This window comes from Kitasatospora sp. NPDC007106, from assembly GCF_040634455.1.
GTDB lineage: Bacteria > Actinomycetota > Actinomycetes > Streptomycetales > Streptomycetaceae > Kitasatospora > Kitasatospora arboriphila.
In genome coordinates this window covers 26,605-40,643 of sequence record NZ_JBEYFP010000016.1, presented here as the reverse complement: position 1 = coordinate 40,643, position 14,039 = coordinate 26,605, and the positions used below count along the sequence as shown (strand labels likewise).

The window sequence follows — 14,039 nt, the reverse complement described above, 5'->3', positions numbered from 1 at the left end:
GGCGGCCGTCCCGGCCGGCCCGCCGACGGCGACCTCGCGGTGGCCGCCGCCCCCGGCGCCGCCGTACTGCTGGGGTACGGCGGGCTCCTGAGCGACGCGCCGGCCCCCACCCTCAGGAGGCGGCGCGCCCCGTGCGGGTTACGGCATCGCGTGGGCGTGGGCGCCCACGTTGGTGGAGAAGTCGTTGCCGTTCTTGAGGTCCCAGTTGGTGGACCAGGTCATCGCGCCGCGGATGGTCGGCCACTTCGCCGGCGGGACGAAGCTGCCGCAGTGGGTGCCGGTGGCGAGGCAGTCCAGCGCGTTGTTGACCACGGTGGAGTTGACGTAGCCGCCGCCCGCCGCCTGGCTGGACGCCGGGACGCCGATGCCGACCTGGTCGGGCCGCAGGCCGCCCTGGATGTGGGTGCAGACCTGGGCGGTGATGAAGTCGACCGTGCCCTGGGTGTAGACCTTGCCGTCGCAGCCGTTCATGCCGCCCGAGTTGTAGAACTGGGTGTTGACGACGGTCAGGATGTCCTTGGTGTTGAGCGCCAGCTGGAAGTAGGCACCGGCGGTGCTGTACATCCCGATGGTCTCCGGGGCCATGGTCAGGACGAAGTTCGCGCCGACCTTGGACTGCAGGGTGTGCAGCGCCTGCGACATGTACGTCGGGTCGACGCCGTTCTCCAGGTCGATGTCGACGCCGTCGAAGCCGTACTGCTGGACCAGCGCGTAGGCGGTGTTGGCGAAGTTGGCCGCCGCGGAGGCGTTGGCCACGCTGATCGCGCCGTTCTGGCCGCCGACCGAGAGGACGACGCGCTTGCCGGCCGCGTGCTTGGCGGCGATGTCCGCCTTGAAGTCGGCGTCGGTGTAGCCGCCGAGCTTGGACGAGAGCGCCGGGTCCAGGGTGAAGCTGATCGCGCCGGGCGTGCCCGTCGCGTCGGCGAAGGAGACCGCGATGACGTCGTACGCGCTCTGCACGTCGCGCAGCTTCTGCACCGGCGCGCCGTTGTCGAAGTTCTGCCAGTAGCCGGTCAGCACGTGCTTGGGCAGGTTGCCGTTGGGCGGCGTCGGCGAGGAGGTCGGGCTCGACGTCGGGCTGGAGGTCGGCGAGCTCGTCGGCGAGGAGGTCGGGGACGAGGTCGGCGAGGACGTCGGCGAGGCGGAGGTGCTCGGCTTCGCGGAGGTCGGGGTGCTGGTCGGGGTGGCGGTGCCGCCCGGGCCGGTCAGCGTGATGTCGTCCGCGTTGTAGGCGCCCTGGCCGTACCAGCCGTGCACGTAGAGCGTGATGCTGTTGGTGTTCGCGCCGGTGGTGAAGGTGGTGGACAGCTGGTTCCAGCTGCTCTGGTTGGACCAGGTCGAGGGGTCGGTCGAGCCGGTGCCGCGGGCGCCCAGGTAGACGTACGGGCCCTGCACGAAGCCGGCCAGGGTGTAGCTGGTGTTCGGCAGCACGCTGACGGTCTGGGTGCACTCGGCGGTGTCGGCGCTGCTCGGCGCGGCGGTCAGCGCGTAGGAGCCGGCGTGCACCGGGGAGGAGGCGGCGCTCGCGGTGCCGGTGCAGGTCCAGCCGGACAGGTTGCCGGCCTCGAAACCGCCGTTGGTGACCAGGTTGCCGACGGCGGCGCCGGCCCCGCCGGCGGTCAGCGCCAGGCCGGCGCCGGCCAGGGCGAGGGCCGTGGTGCCGGCGGCGACTGCGGCCGGGAGCTTGGAGCGGCGCCGCCGGTGGGACGGCTGCGCGAGGTGACGGGCCATGGGCGGGCTCCTGGAAGGAAGGAAGGAGGGGAGCCGCCGCGGTGGGGGGCGCGGCGGCTCCGCGTGGGGGAGGGACGGCTGGGACCGCGGAGGTACGGGAAGGGCTCCGGTGTGCCCTCGCTCACAAGCTGGACTAGACCAATGCCGGGCGTCAAGAAGCGGACGGCGGCTTTACGCCGTCTTACGGCTGGCTTAAGGAAGCGGAGACCGGATCGTGTCCGAGCGGCCCGTTCCACCCCGGGACGCTCCCGGGGCGAAGCCGTGACCCCATCGGTACCTGCGGCTTTACCTCCACGCACACCGCCGGAGTAGGCTGCGCCAGGTATTCCGCACCAGGTGGGCGAGCGGCGAACCAGCACGGAGGGGCCGAGGAACATGGGTCTGCGCGATGTCGTCGAGCGCACGCCGGGTCTGCGCACCCTGCTGGACAACGCCTACCGGCTGTACGGCCGGCGGGTCGAGGTCCACCTCGACAACACCCCCCGCCACATCGGCGTGATCCTCGACGGCAACCGCCGCTGGGCGAAGGCCACCGGCGGCACCACCGCCCAGGGCCACCAGCGCGGCGCCGACAAGATCGCCGAGTTCCTCGGCTGGTGCGACGAGACCCACGTCAAGGTCGTCACCCTGTGGATGCTCTCCACCGACAACCTCTCCCGGCCCGCCGAGGAGCTCGTCCCGCTGCTCGGCATCATCGAGGACGCCGTCCGCGGCCTCGCCGAGGCCCGCCGCTGGCGGATCAACCCGGTCGGCGCGCTCGACCTGCTGCCCCCGCGCACCTCCCAGGTGCTCAAGGAGGCGGCCCACGACACCGCCCACATCGAGGGCGTCACCGTCAACGTCGCGATCGGCTACGGCGGCCGCCGCGAGATCGCCGACGCCGTCCGCTCGCTGCTCCAGGAGCACGCCGACCGCGGCACCTCGATCGAGCAGCTCGCCGAGATCCTCGACGTCGAGCACATCGCCGAGCACCTCTACACCAAGGGCCAGCCCGACCCCGACCTGGTCATCCGCACCTCGGGCGAGCAGCGGCTCTCCGGCTTCCTGCTCTGGCAGAGCGCCCACAGCGAGTTCTACTTCTGCGAGGCGTACTGGCCGGCCTTCCGCAAGGTCGACTTCCTGCGGGCGCTGCGCGACTTCCAGCTGCGCAACCGCCGCATGGGCCTCTGAGCCCCCCGACCGGACGGCACTGACGCCGGGTCAAACGAAATACCCGCAGGCCACGACCCCAAAACGTGCTCCTGTTGTGACCCCCGAGTTCACGCCCGGGGGTATGCAGGGGCCACCACCGGGGCATATACCGGTCAGACCGGTACCCCGGCCACAGGGGTCGCGGGGACCGGTGAGCCGCGGGTGACGCTGGGTCATCCGCTCTGGAGGCCTAGTGGTCAGTTCCAAGAGCCGCCGGACACCAGACCGGCGCACGTACGTTCTCGACACCAGCGTGCTCCTGGCGGACCCGCTCGCCATGAGCCGCTTCGAGGAGCACGAGGTCGTCCTGCCGGTGGTCGTGGTCACCGAGCTGGAGGCCAAGCGGCACCACCCGGAGCTGGGCTACTTCGCCCGCCAGGCGCTGCGCCTCCTCGACGACTACCGGATCCGCCACGGCCGGCTCGACGAGCCGATCCCGGTCGGCGAGCTCGGCGGCACCATCCGGGTCGAGCTGAACCACTCCGACCCGTCGATCCTGCCGGCCGGCTACCGTGCGGGCGGCGGTGAGGCGGACACCCGCATCCTGGCGGTCGCCCGGAACCTGCAGGCCGAGGGGTACGACGTCACCGTCGTCTCCAAGGACCTCCCGCTGCGGATCAAGGCCAGCTCGGTCGGCCTGCTCGCCGAGGAGTACCGGGCCGAGCTCGCGATCACCTCCGGGTGGACGGGCATGACGGAGCTGCACATCCCCGGCGACCAGGTCGACGCGCTCTTCGGCGCGCCGCACGACGCCGGGGTGGACGTCGACGGCGCCGCCGAACTGCCGGTGCACACCGGACTCGTCCTGCAGTCGGAGCGCGGCCGGGCGCTGGGCCGGGTCACCCACGACGGGCGGGTGCGCCTGGTCCGCGGCGACCGCGAGGCGTTCGGCCTGCGCGGCCGCAGCGCCGAGCAGCGGGTCGCCCTCGACCTGCTGCTCGACCCCGAGGTCGGCATCGTCTCGATGGGCGGCCGGGCCGGCACCGGCAAGTCGGCGCTGGCGCTGTGCGCCGGCCTGGAGGCCGTGCTGGAGCGCCAGCAGCACCGCAAGGTGATGGTGTTCCGCCCGCTGTACGCGGTCGGCGGCCAGGAGCTCGGCTACCTGCCGGGCAGCGAGGCCGAGAAGATGGGCCCGTGGGCGCAGGCCGTCTTCGACACCCTCTCCGCGGTCACCACCCCGGACGTGATCGAGGAGGTCATCTCCCGCGGAATGCTGGAGGTCCTGCCGCTCACCCACATCCGCGGCCGGTCGCTGCACGACGCCTTCGTGATCGTGGACGAGGCGCAGTCGCTGGAGCGGAACGTCCTGCTGACGGTGCTGTCCCGGATCGGCCAGGGCTCGCGGGTGGTCCTCACCCACGACGTCGCCCAGCGCGACAACCTGCGGGTCGGCCGGTACGACGGCGTGGTCGCGGTGGTCGAGAAGCTGAAGGGGCATCCGCTGTTCGCCCACATCACGCTGACCCGCTCCGAGCGCTCGCCGATCGCCGCCCTGGTCACCGAGATGCTGGAGGACATCCAGCCGTAGGAACGGCAGTGACAAAAGCGGACAAATCAGTATGAATGACCGTCAAGGGGCCTGCCGCATACCGGCAGGCCCCTCGATCTGTCACCGGGTCCGACGGGTCGTCGACGACCTTTCGGGCAAACGCCCAGCTCGCGAAGATTGTGAGATCCGCCACGCAACCGGGAATTGCGTAGACACGTCCCGGTGCGGCATGGTGAGGGTTCTGTCAGGCCCCGCGTACGGCAGAATCACGCCCGGCAACTCCGGTCGGCGGGCACACAACTGAACACCGATGAGTCGTACGCCGCCCGTTCACCACGCCGTTCCGAGCCCGCTCGGCCCGGCAGTCGGGCCAGTGTCTCCCGTGACCAGCACCGACGGAGGCGAGCGGCAAGGGGCATGTTGCGTCCGTACGGTCACGCGCGGTCGCCGCCGGAAGGAAACCATGTGACTCGGATCTCGGTCCGGGGAGTTGCTGTGGCCTCCGCCACCGCCGTCACCGCTGTCGGTGCGGTCGTGGGCGCGGCCTCGGGCAGCGAGGGCACGACCACGCAGACGGTCGACGTCGCGAGCGCCACGCTGCTCGCCGATGTGCCCTCCGGCGCCCAGGCGCAGACCATCAGCGACAACTTCGCCCGCCAGGCGAGCGCCCAGCAGGTGTCCGCCGACGCGGCCGCCAAGAAGGCCGCCGAGGAGGCCGCGCGCCAGAAGGCCGCCGCCGACGCGCAGGCCAAGGCCGACGCGGAGAAGGCCGCCAAGGCCGCCGAAGAGGCGAAGCGCAAGGCCGACGAAGAGGCCGCCAACCGCGCCGCCGCGCGGACCGCCCTCGCCGCGGTCCCGGCCGGCTCGGTCCAGGCGATGGCCGCCCAGATCATCGGCGACGCCAACCAGTTCTCCTGCTTCAGCGAGATCGTGAAGCGCGAGAGCGGCTGGGACTACACCGCCACCAACGCGTCCTCCGGCGCGTACGGCCTGGTGCAGGCCCTGCCGGGCTCCAAGATGGCCTCGGCCGGCGCCGACTGGAAGACCAACCCGGCGACCCAGATCAAGTGGGGCCTCAACTACATGAACAGCCGCTACGGCAGTCCCTGTGACGCCTGGTCGTTCTGGCAGTCCCACCACTGGTACTGATCCTGCCGCCACAGCTGTGCGTCGAAGGCCCCCGACCGCTCCGGTCGGGGGCCTTCCGCATGCCGGGAACCCTCCGCGGGGCGCGGCCCCGAGGGCGGGCCGCGCCGCCCGGGCGGCGCTGACCAGGGCGCTCACGGGCGGTGCGGCTCGATGCGGACGCGGGGCGCCGGAGCGGGTCCTGGACCTCCGGCACCGGCCGGTCCGCCGGCAGTTGGTCCTGTGTTCGGAGTCCTCCCCGATCGAGGACGACCGAAACCATCCGTTTCACGTTGATTCGTCACCTTCTCCCCGGTGGAAGGGCACCGGGGCGGAGGGGACCGCGGGCACCCCGGGCGGGTACCGTCTGGCGGACAGGAAGAACGGGGAGGGCGCGGACGTGGCAGCGGACAGAGCCGACGGGACGCGGGACCGCAGGATGCTCAAGGCGCTCGCCAGGACGGGCGCCGTCGCCGCCGGTGTGTGGGCCGCGCTGGAGCGCCGCCGCCGGGCGGCCGCCCAGGCCGACGCCTTCGCCGCCGCGGACGCCGAGGACGGCCCGGCCGACCGGCTCCCGCCGCCGCGGCGGGCCGAACCCGAGCGGCTGCCCCCCGTCCACCGCGAGGTCCACAACCCCGGCCGCCCGGCCACCCCGGTCGAGGCGGTGCCGTGGGGCCTGCGGGTGGCCGCCGAGTCCACCTGGCGGCTGCTGCTGCTCGGCGTCGCCCTCTACGTGCTGTTCCGGGTCGTCGACATGCTGCGGCTGGTCGCCTTCGCCGTGCTCGCGGCGCTGCTGATCTCCGCCCTGCTGGAACCGACCGTCTCCTGGCTGAAGCGCCTCGGCGTCCCCCGCTCGCTGGCCGCCGCCGGGACCTTCCTCAGCGGCCTCGCCGGCATCGGCCTGGTCGGCTGGTTCGTGGTCTGGCAGGTGACGAGCAACCTGGAGTCCGTCACCGGCAAGGTCCAGGACGGTGTCAACCAGCTCCGCGAGTGGCTGGTGACCGGCCCGCTGCACCTGACGCAGCAGCAGATCAACGACTTCGCCCGGCAGATCTCCACCGCCATCGGCAGCAACTCCGAGCAGATCACCTCGGCCGGCTTCACCGGCGTGACCATCGCCGTCGAGGTGCTCACCGGCGTCGTCCTCGCCGCCTTCACCACGTTCTTCCTGCTGTACGACGGCGCCCGGATCTGGTCCTGGGCGCTGCGCTGCCTGCCCCGGCACTCCCGCTACGCGATGGCCGGCGCCGGCCCCAAGGCCTGGGCCACCCTCACCGCCTACGTGCGCGGGACGGTCTTCGTCGCCTTCATCGACGCGCTCTGCATCGGCATCGGCATCCAGCTGCTCGGCGTGCCGATGGCCATGCCGCTGGCCGTGATCATCTTCCTGGGCGCCTTCGTGCCACTGGTCGGCGCCCTGGTCACCGGCACCATCGCGGTGCTGATCGCCCTGGTGACCGTGGGCCCGTTCACCGCACTGATGGTGCTGGTGGTGCTGGTCGCCGTCCAGCAGATCGAGGGGCACCTGCTGCAGCCGCTGATCCTCGGCCGCGCGGTTGCCGTCCACCCGCTGGCCGTGGTGCTGGGCGTGGCCGCGGGCTCGATCGTCGGCGGCATCGGCGGCGCCATCGTGGCCGTCCCGCTGATCGCGGTGACCAACACCGTCGTCTCCCACCTCCGCCGCCGCAACGCCGCCGGCCTGGAGGTCTTCGAAGCCCTGGAGAACGCCCGCCAGAAGTAGGGGGCCGAACGCCCGGGAGACGCACAAGGGGCGCGGGGAACTGCGCGCGGCGGGAGAGGCTGGGCTCAGCCGTCTTCCGTTCCGCGCAGTTCTCCGCGCCCCTGTTCCGTGCCGGTGCGTCAGATGGACGCGATCGCGGCCTCGGAGTCGAGGGTGGCGGCGACCGCCTGGATCACCGAAGCGATCTTGATCGACGCCTGGATCACCTCGCGCTCGACACCGGCCTTCTTGAGGACGGCCTCGTGCGAGTCCAGGCACTGGCCGCAGCCGTTGATCGCGGAGACCGCGAAGCACCACAGCTCGAAGTCGGCCTTCTCGACGCCCGGGGTGCCGATGATGTTCATCCGCAGGCCGGCCCGCATGCTGCCGTACTCCTTGTCGGAGAGCAGGTGCAGCGTCCGGTAGTAGACGTTGTTCATGCCCATCACGGCGGCGGCGCCCTTGGCGGCGTTGTACGCCTCCGGCTTGAGGTTCGCCTTCGCCTCGGGCTCCAGCTCGCGCAGCACGGCGGGGGAGCGGGTGGCCATCGCGCAGGCCAGCACGGTGCCCCAGAGCTGCTGCTCGGGCAGGTCCGAGTTGCCGATGACCGCGCTCAGGTTGAGCTTGAGGTCCTTGGCGTACTCGGGCAGGGCCGCCTTGAGGTCGTCGAGGGCCATGGGTCAGCCCGCCAGGAGGGCCTGGGCGTCGAGGGTGTCCTCGCCCTTGGTCCAGTTGCAGGGGCACAGCTCGTCGGTCTGCAGCGCGTCGAGCACCCGCAGGACCTCCTTGGGGTTACGGCCGACGGAGCCGGCGGTCACCATGACGAACTGGATCTCGTTGTTCGGGTCGACGATGAACACCGCGCGCTGGGCGGTGCCGTCGGCGGCCTCGACGCCGCAGGCGCGCATCAGGTCGTGCTTGACGTCGGCCAGCATCGGGAACGGCAGGTCGCGCAGGTCCTTGTGGTCCTTGCGCCAGGCGTGGTGCACGAACTCGGAGTCACCGGAGACGCCCAGGACCTGCGCGTCGCGGTCGGCGAACTCCTCGTTCAGCTTGCCGAACGCGGCGATCTCGGTCGGGCAGACGAAGGTGAAGTCCATCGGCCAGAAGAAGACGATCTTCCACTTGCCCTCGTAGGTCTTGTGGTTGATCTCGGCGAAGGCGTTCGCGGCGTCGAGGTCGACACAGGCGTTGAGTTCGAACTCGGGGAACTTGTCACCGATCGTGAGCACGTTCGCTTCTCCTGGTTTGAGATATGAGGGAAAGTACCCGAATTGCCTATGGTTCGACGTATTCGGACGCCACCCACCCTCGCACACCACGGACTGATCGGGGAAATAGCTAGAATCGTCGCATCTGATCGGAGAGAGCTATCAGTACTGCCCAGCACCACAGCAAGCCCCGCACCCCCAGCGTCGCCCAGCTGCGCGCCTTCGTCGCCGTCGCCGAGCACCGGCACTTCCGCGAGGCCGCCGCCGCCACCGGAACCAGCCAGCCCGCCCTGTCCGGCGCCGTCGCCGCCCTGGAGGACGCCCTCGGCGCCCAGCTCGTCGAGCGTACGACGCGCCGCGTCATCATCACCCCGCTGGGCGAGCGCGTCGCCGAGCACGCGCGCCGCGTCCTCGGCTCGCTGCACTCCCTCACCGAGGCGGTCGAGGCCGCCCGCCGCCCCTTCACCGGGCCGCTCCACCTCGGCGTGATCCCCACCGTCGCCCCGTACCTGCTGCCCACCGTGCTGCGGCTGGTCCGCGACAGCTACCCCGAGCTGGAACTGCACGTCCACGAGGAGCGCACCCCCTCGCTGCTCGACGGGCTCGCCGCCGGGCGGCTCGACGTGCTGCTGCTCGCCCTGCCCGCCGGCGGTGCCGCGCCCACCCGGGACATCCCGCTCTTCGACGAGGACTTCGTCCTGGTCACCCCGCCCGGGCACGAGCTCGCCGACCGCACCGACGTCCCGCGGGACGTCCTGCTCGACCTCGACGTGCTGCTGCTCGAGGAGGGCCACTGCCTGCGCGACCAGGCCCTCGACATCTGCCGCGAGGTCGGCGCCGACACCGCCGCCGGCACCACCCGGATCGCCGGGCTCTCCACCCTCGTCCAACTGGTCGCCGGCGGACTCGGCACCACCCTGCTGCCGGTCACCGCCCTCGACGTCGAGGCCGGCCGCTCCGACCGGCTCGCCGCCGCCCGCTTCGCCGCCCCCGCCCCCGGCCGCCGGATCGGCCTCGCCACCCGCCCCGGCTCCGCCCGCACCGACGAGTACGACCGGTTCGCCGCCGCCCTCAGGAACGTCCTGCGCGACCTCCCCGTCCGCATCGTCGAGTAGCTCCTCCGTCGACGCACCGCCGTCGGCATCGCGGCACGCCGCGTTGGGCATACCTCCCTCGAAGATCCGAACGAAGGGGGTGGGCGCGTGTACGTGTCGCGGATCAGGGTGACCGGCCTCGGGTGCTTCGACGGCCCGCGCACGGCCGACCTCGCCGTCGACCCCGGCCCCGGCTGGACCGTCCTCGCCGGGCCGAACGGCTCCGGCAAGACCACCCTGCTGCAGGCCCTCGCCCGGACCCTCGGCGCCCCCGGCAGCCCGGAGCCCGCCGGCGGCGCCCCCGGCACCGTCGACCTGCCCGGCCTCGGCCGGTGGGACGGCAGCGGCGAACCGGCCCGCCACGGCCGCACCCGCGCCCACCACCTCGGCGCCGACCGCACCCCGCCCACCGCCCTCACCGCGGCCGCCGCCGCCCTGCTCGCGGAAGGGCTGCTCCCCGACGGCTGGCGCATCACCGACCCCGGCCGCGCCCTGGTCGCACCGCCGGACGGACCCGCCCGGCCGCTCACCGCACTCGGCAGCGGCACCGCCGCCCTCGCGGCGATCGTCTGCACCCTCGCCGGGGACGCCCGCACCGAGGCCGCGAACGGCACGACCACCGTGCCGCGCCCCGGCATCGCGCTGATCGACGACGTCGACCTCCACCTGCACCCCGTCCGGCAGCAGCAGATCGGCGGCTGGCTCACCACCCGCTTCCCGCAGACGCAGTTCCTGGTCGCCACGCACAGCCCGTACGTCTGCCAGGCCGCCGACCCCGGCACCCTCGTCCGCCTCGCCGCGCCCGGCACCGACGAGGCGCCCCGCGTCCTCGACGAGGACCTGCACCAGCGCGTCCTGTACGGCAGCGGCGACGACACCGCGCTCTCCGAACTCTTCGGCCTGCCCAGCGCCTACTCCGCCGCCGCCGAGGCCGAGCGCCGCCTGCTGATCCGGCTGGAGCGCAAGCTCTACAGCGGCCGCGCCACCAGCGCCGAACTCGACGCCTACCGGCGCCTCGGCGCCAAGCTCAACAGCTCCCTCGGCGCCCGCGCGGACGAACTCGCCGCCCGGCTGCTGGGCGACCAGCCGTGATCCCGCTGCAGCGGCCGCCGCTCGCCCCCGCCCTCGCCGCCGAACTGGCCCGCCGCACCGCCGCCATCCGCACCGCCGGCCCGACCACCGCGGCCGGCCGCGCCGCCTGGCGCACCGCCCGCCAGCCCAAGGCCCAACTCCGCCTGATGCTCCGCCGGATGGCGCCCGGCCTGGAACGCTGCATGTACTGCGGGGACAACCTCGGCACCGACATCGACCACTTCGAGCCGATCGCCCGCGACCCGCTGCGGACCTTCGACTGGCAGAACCACCTGCTCGCCTGCGCCCACTGCAACAGCAACCAGAAGCGCGACCGGTTCCCCTGCGACCCCGTCACCGGCGAGCACCTGCTGGTCGACCCGGCCCGCGAGGACCCGGCCGAACACCTGGTGCTGTACCTGGAGTCCGGCGCCTACGACCCGCTCACCGCCAAGGGCGAGGCCACCATCGACGTCTTCGGCCTGAACGCCCGCCCCGAGCTCGTCCGCGGCCGCCGGATGATGTTCACCGTGGTCAAGTCGCTGCTCACCGCCTGGCGCACCGCCGGTGCCGCGGGCCGCACCGCCGAGCAGCGCGAATACCTGGACTCCCTGCGGCTGCTGCACCACGCCGACGTGCTCCGCACCGTCCTCGCCCTGCGCCGCACCCCGCCGCTGGCCGACGCCGTCCTCGGCCCCGACCTGGCCGCCACCCTCGGCGAACTCGTCCGCACCCACCCGGAGTTCGAACGTCCCTGAACCGCCCGCCGGCCCAGGGGGCTACGCCGTGTCCCGGGCCCGGGTGGGGACGGCCCGGCAGCGGGTCGGCAGGCGCTGCTCGAACCAGACCACCTTGCCCGCGCCGAGCCGGGTGGCACCCCAGTCGTCGGCGCACCGGGCGACTATCTGCAGGCCCCGGCCGTGCTCGTCGTCCGGCCCGGCCCGGCGAGCGCGCGGCAGGGCCGGGCTGTCGTCGCCGACCTCGCAGCGCAGCCGCGAGGTCCGCACCAGGCGGAGCGTCACCGGCCGGGTGGCGTGCCGGATCGCGTTGGTGACCAGCTCGCTGACCATCAGCTCGGTGGTCTCCGACAGCTCCTCCAGCCCCCAGCGGCGCAGTGCGTGCGCGGCGAGGCGCCTGGCCCGGCCGGGCGTCTCGTGCCGGGGCTGCAGGTACCAGTAGGAGACGTCCTCGGCCGGGATGCCGTCGAAGGCCGCGGCGAGCAGCGCGATGTCGTCGGCGCGCTCGCCCGGCGGCAGCACCCGCAGCGCCTCCTGGCAGACGTGCTCGGGGGAGTGCCGGTGGGCGGCGGCGAGCCGGGCGCGCAGCTTCTCCAGGCCGGTCGTCAGCGGGCGGCGCCGGCTCTCCACCAGGCCGTCGGTGAACAGCAGCAGGGCGGAGCCGGGCGGCGCCGGGAGTTCGGTGGAGGTGAAGTCGACGCCACCCACGCCGATCGGCGCGCCCGGCGGCAGGTCGAGCAGTTCCGCGGTGCCGTCCGGGCCGATCAGCACCGGCGGCACGTGGCCGGCGTTGGCCACCACCACCCGGTTGGCGATCGGGTCGTACACCGCGTAGACGCAGGTGGCCAGGTGCTGTTCGGCGCCGAGGTGCTGGGCCTGCTCGTCGAGGTGGTACAGCACCTCGTGCGGCGGCAGGTCGAGGCCGGCCAGGGTCTGCGCGCTGGTGCGCAGCTGGCCCATGACGGCGGCGGAGGTCAGCGAGTGGCCCATGACGTCGCCGACGATCAGCGCCACCCGGTTGCCGGGCAGTTCGACCGAGTCGTACCAGTCGCCGCCGACCTGGGCGCCGCGCTCGCCGGGCAGGTAGCGGTGGGCGAGCCGTACCCCGTGCGGCTGCGGCAGGTGCGCGGGCAGCATCCGGCGCTGCAGCTCGCGGGCGGTCTCGAACTCCCGGGCGTAGCGCAGCGCGGTGTCCACCGCGAGGCCGGCCTGGGTGGCCAGGTGGCGGGCCATCGCGGTGTCGTCGGGTTCGAAACGGGCCGGGCCCGCCTTGCCCGGGCGGCGGATCAGCAGCAGCAGGCCGAGCACGGCCTTGCGTCCGCGCAGCGGCAGGAGCAGCAGGGCCGTGCCGGCGGCGAGCCGGCCCAACGTGCGGGCGCCGTACAGCTCGGTGAGCAGCGGGCGCAGCCGGTCCGCGGCCGGGGTGCCGAGCACCGCGGGCCCGTACGGCGCCTGGCCCGCCAGCATCCGGGCGAGCGGGCCGCCGGGCGCCAGCCGGCACAGCCGGGAGCGCCGGCCGAGCCGGGTGCCGTGGCCGTGGTGCAGGCGGAGTGCGGTGGGCGGACCGGGGTCGCGTTCGACCGGCGGCAGCGGGTCGCGCAGGTGCACCACGGCGGCGTCCGCGAGGGCCGGGACGAGCGAGCGGCCCAGGTCGCGCAGGGTGGTGCGCAGGTCCAGCGAGCCGTTGATCCGCCGGGTGGCCGTCTCCAGGTACCCGAGCCGTTCGGCGAGGCCGGGCCGTTCGTCCCGGTGCGGCGGTGCGGAGCGCTGGGCGCCGACCAGTGGCACGGCGGCGGTCGGCCGCCCTGCCTGGGGCGAGGAGTGGTCGCGCACGGGCTGCCCGTTCTTGAGATGTCGAGGGTGGTCGGGCCGGCTGGTCTCTCAGGTGGTGCGCCGACAGCGCAGGAAGAGCTGTTCCTCCGGCGGCAGGGCGGTCGACGCGGGCGCGTACGGGTGGCCGGTGCAGGCCTCGACCTCGAACCCGGCCGCGGCCAGCGTCTGGGCCAGCTCCTCGCGCAGGTAGCCGCTGATCCGCAGCTCGCGGCCGAGGAACGGCAGCGGCGCGTCGTCGAGGTCGGCCTCGACCATGCCGAGCGCCAGCAGCCCGCCCGGCCGCAGCAGGGTGCGGACCCGGCCCAGGACCGCGGCGATCTCCGCCCGCGGCAGCAGGACGAGCGAGAAGAACGCGGTGGCGGCGGCGAAGGAGCCGGCCGCGTCGGGGCCGAGCTGCGGCACGCCCCAGGCCGCGGCGGCCCGCGGGGTCGCCAGGTCGTACATGTCCATCCGGTGCAGTTCGGCCTCCGGCACGGCCCGGCGGGCGGTCGCCAGCATCCCGTCCGAGAGGTCGATGCCGGTCACCCGCAGTCCGCCGTCGGCGAGTTGGCGGGCGGTCGGCTCGCCGGTGCCGCAGCCGACGTCCAGCACCCGGGCGCCGAGGGCGAGTTCGTTGAGCAGCCAGTCGCCGCAGGCGGTCTGGCCGGTGCGGTCCGGGAAGACCTCGTCGTAGCGCGGGCCGATCGCGTCGAAGGCGACGGCCTGCAGGGCCCGTTCGGAACGGCGCCGGTGCCCGGTGTGTGCCGGGTCCGAGATCTGTCCGGTTGTCACGCCCTGGGTACCTCTCTCTCCACCTGGCTCCCCGGCGGGCGAGGCCCGCCACAGTGTCCGCCCCCG

General features: G+C 73.4%; 12 protein-coding genes. 7 read left to right on the top strand and 5 right to left on the bottom strand.

The annotated features are described in order from the left end of the window. Positions 1 to 138: 138 nt before the first annotated feature. Positions 139 to 1,731 carry a glycosyl hydrolase family 18 protein gene (locus ABZ641_RS03705; RefSeq protein WP_359978906.1) on the bottom strand — a complete coding sequence of 531 codons (1,593 nt, stop codon included), beginning with the start codon at positions 1,729 to 1,731 and terminating at the stop codon, positions 139 to 141. A gap of 375 nt (positions 1,732 to 2,106) precedes the next feature. Here ABZ641_RS03705 and ABZ641_RS03700 point away from each other — a divergent pair, with 375 nt between their 5' ends. The 4 genes from ABZ641_RS03700 (at position 2,107) to ABZ641_RS03685 (ending at position 7,277) form a co-directional block, all read left to right on the top strand. Then, positions 2,107 to 2,901 carry an isoprenyl transferase gene (locus tag ABZ641_RS03700; RefSeq protein ID WP_344625815.1) on the top strand — a complete coding sequence of 265 codons (795 nt, stop codon included), beginning with the start codon at positions 2,107 to 2,109 and terminating at the stop codon, positions 2,899 to 2,901. A 214-nt stretch (positions 2,902 to 3,115) separates the two neighbouring features. After that, positions 3,116 to 4,450 carry a PhoH family protein gene (locus ABZ641_RS03695; RefSeq protein WP_359978903.1) on the top strand — a complete coding sequence of 445 codons (1,335 nt, stop codon included), beginning with the start codon at positions 3,116 to 3,118 and terminating at the stop codon, positions 4,448 to 4,450. A 426-nt stretch (positions 4,451 to 4,876) separates the two neighbouring features. Beyond that, a complete protein-coding gene (locus ABZ641_RS03690; RefSeq protein WP_344625817.1) occupies positions 4,877 to 5,560 on the top strand; it encodes a lytic transglycosylase domain-containing protein in 684 nt (227 codons plus the stop codon). Between the two features lie 415 nt (positions 5,561 to 5,975). After that, positions 5,976 to 7,277, top strand: a complete 1,302-nt coding sequence (locus ABZ641_RS03685; protein ID WP_344625838.1) for an AI-2E family transporter — start codon at positions 5,976 to 5,978, stop codon at positions 7,275 to 7,277. A gap of 119 nt (positions 7,278 to 7,396) precedes the next feature. On the opposite strand, the gene ABZ641_RS03680 is transcribed toward ABZ641_RS03685, so the two are convergent. Further along, a complete protein-coding gene (locus ABZ641_RS03680) occupies positions 7,397 to 7,933 on the bottom strand; it encodes an alkyl hydroperoxide reductase (protein WP_344625818.1) in 537 nt (178 codons plus the stop codon). Positions 7,934 to 7,936: 3 nt separating this feature from the next. Then, the gene (locus ABZ641_RS03675) at positions 7,937 to 8,488 is read right to left on the bottom strand and encodes a peroxiredoxin (protein ID WP_030273601.1); all 552 of its coding nucleotides are present in this window, start codon (positions 8,486 to 8,488) and stop codon (positions 7,937 to 7,939) included. 140 nt (positions 8,489 to 8,628) lie between these two features. On the opposite strand from ABZ641_RS03675, the gene ABZ641_RS03670 reads away from it, so the two are divergent. The 3 genes from ABZ641_RS03670 to ABZ641_RS03660 all read left to right on the top strand — a co-directional run bounded on the left by ABZ641_RS03670 (position 8,629) and on the right by ABZ641_RS03660 (position 11,390). Next, complete coding sequence (locus ABZ641_RS03670; RefSeq protein WP_344625839.1) at positions 8,629 to 9,582, top strand: LysR substrate-binding domain-containing protein; 954 nt, start codon at positions 8,629 to 8,631, stop codon at positions 9,580 to 9,582. A gap of 87 nt (positions 9,583 to 9,669) precedes the next feature. Then, positions 9,670 to 10,653, top strand: coding sequence for an AAA family ATPase (locus ABZ641_RS03665; protein ID WP_359978899.1), 984 nt, complete (start codon positions 9,670 to 9,672; stop codon positions 10,651 to 10,653). After that, positions 10,650 to 11,390: an HNH endonuclease gene (locus ABZ641_RS03660; protein ID WP_344625820.1), complete on the top strand. Its 741-nt coding sequence runs from the start codon at positions 10,650 to 10,652 to the stop codon at positions 11,388 to 11,390. The genes ABZ641_RS03665 and ABZ641_RS03660 overlap by 4 nt, the downstream gene beginning before the upstream one ends. Positions 11,391 to 11,411: 21 nt before the next feature. On the opposite strand, the gene ABZ641_RS03655 is transcribed toward ABZ641_RS03660, so the two are convergent. Then, the gene (locus ABZ641_RS03655; protein ID WP_359978896.1) at positions 11,412 to 13,202 is read right to left on the bottom strand and encodes an ATP-binding SpoIIE family protein phosphatase; all 1,791 of its coding nucleotides are present in this window, start codon (positions 13,200 to 13,202) and stop codon (positions 11,412 to 11,414) included. A 48-nt stretch (positions 13,203 to 13,250) separates the two neighbouring features. After that, positions 13,251 to 13,973 (bottom strand): class I SAM-dependent methyltransferase, encoded by a 723-nt coding sequence (locus tag ABZ641_RS03650; protein ID WP_344625822.1) that lies wholly within the window; start codon positions 13,971 to 13,973, stop codon positions 13,251 to 13,253. Between the last annotated feature and the right edge of the window lie 66 nt (positions 13,974 to 14,039).

Coding starts and splice junctions, on each gene's coding strand:
- ABZ641_RS03680 (WP_344625818.1), bottom strand. CDS start 7,933: ATGGCCCTCGACGACCTCAAGGCGGCCCTGCCCGAGTACGCCAAGGAC.
- ABZ641_RS03685 (WP_344625838.1), top strand. CDS start 5,976: ATGCTCAAGGCGCTCGCCAGGACGGGCGCCGTCGCCGCCGGTGTGTGG.
- ABZ641_RS03700 (WP_344625815.1), top strand. CDS start 2,107: ATGGGTCTGCGCGATGTCGTCGAGCGCACGCCGGGTCTGCGCACCCTG.
- ABZ641_RS03705 (WP_359978906.1), bottom strand. CDS start 1,731: ATGGCCCGTCACCTCGCGCAGCCGTCCCACCGGCGGCGCCGCTCCAAG.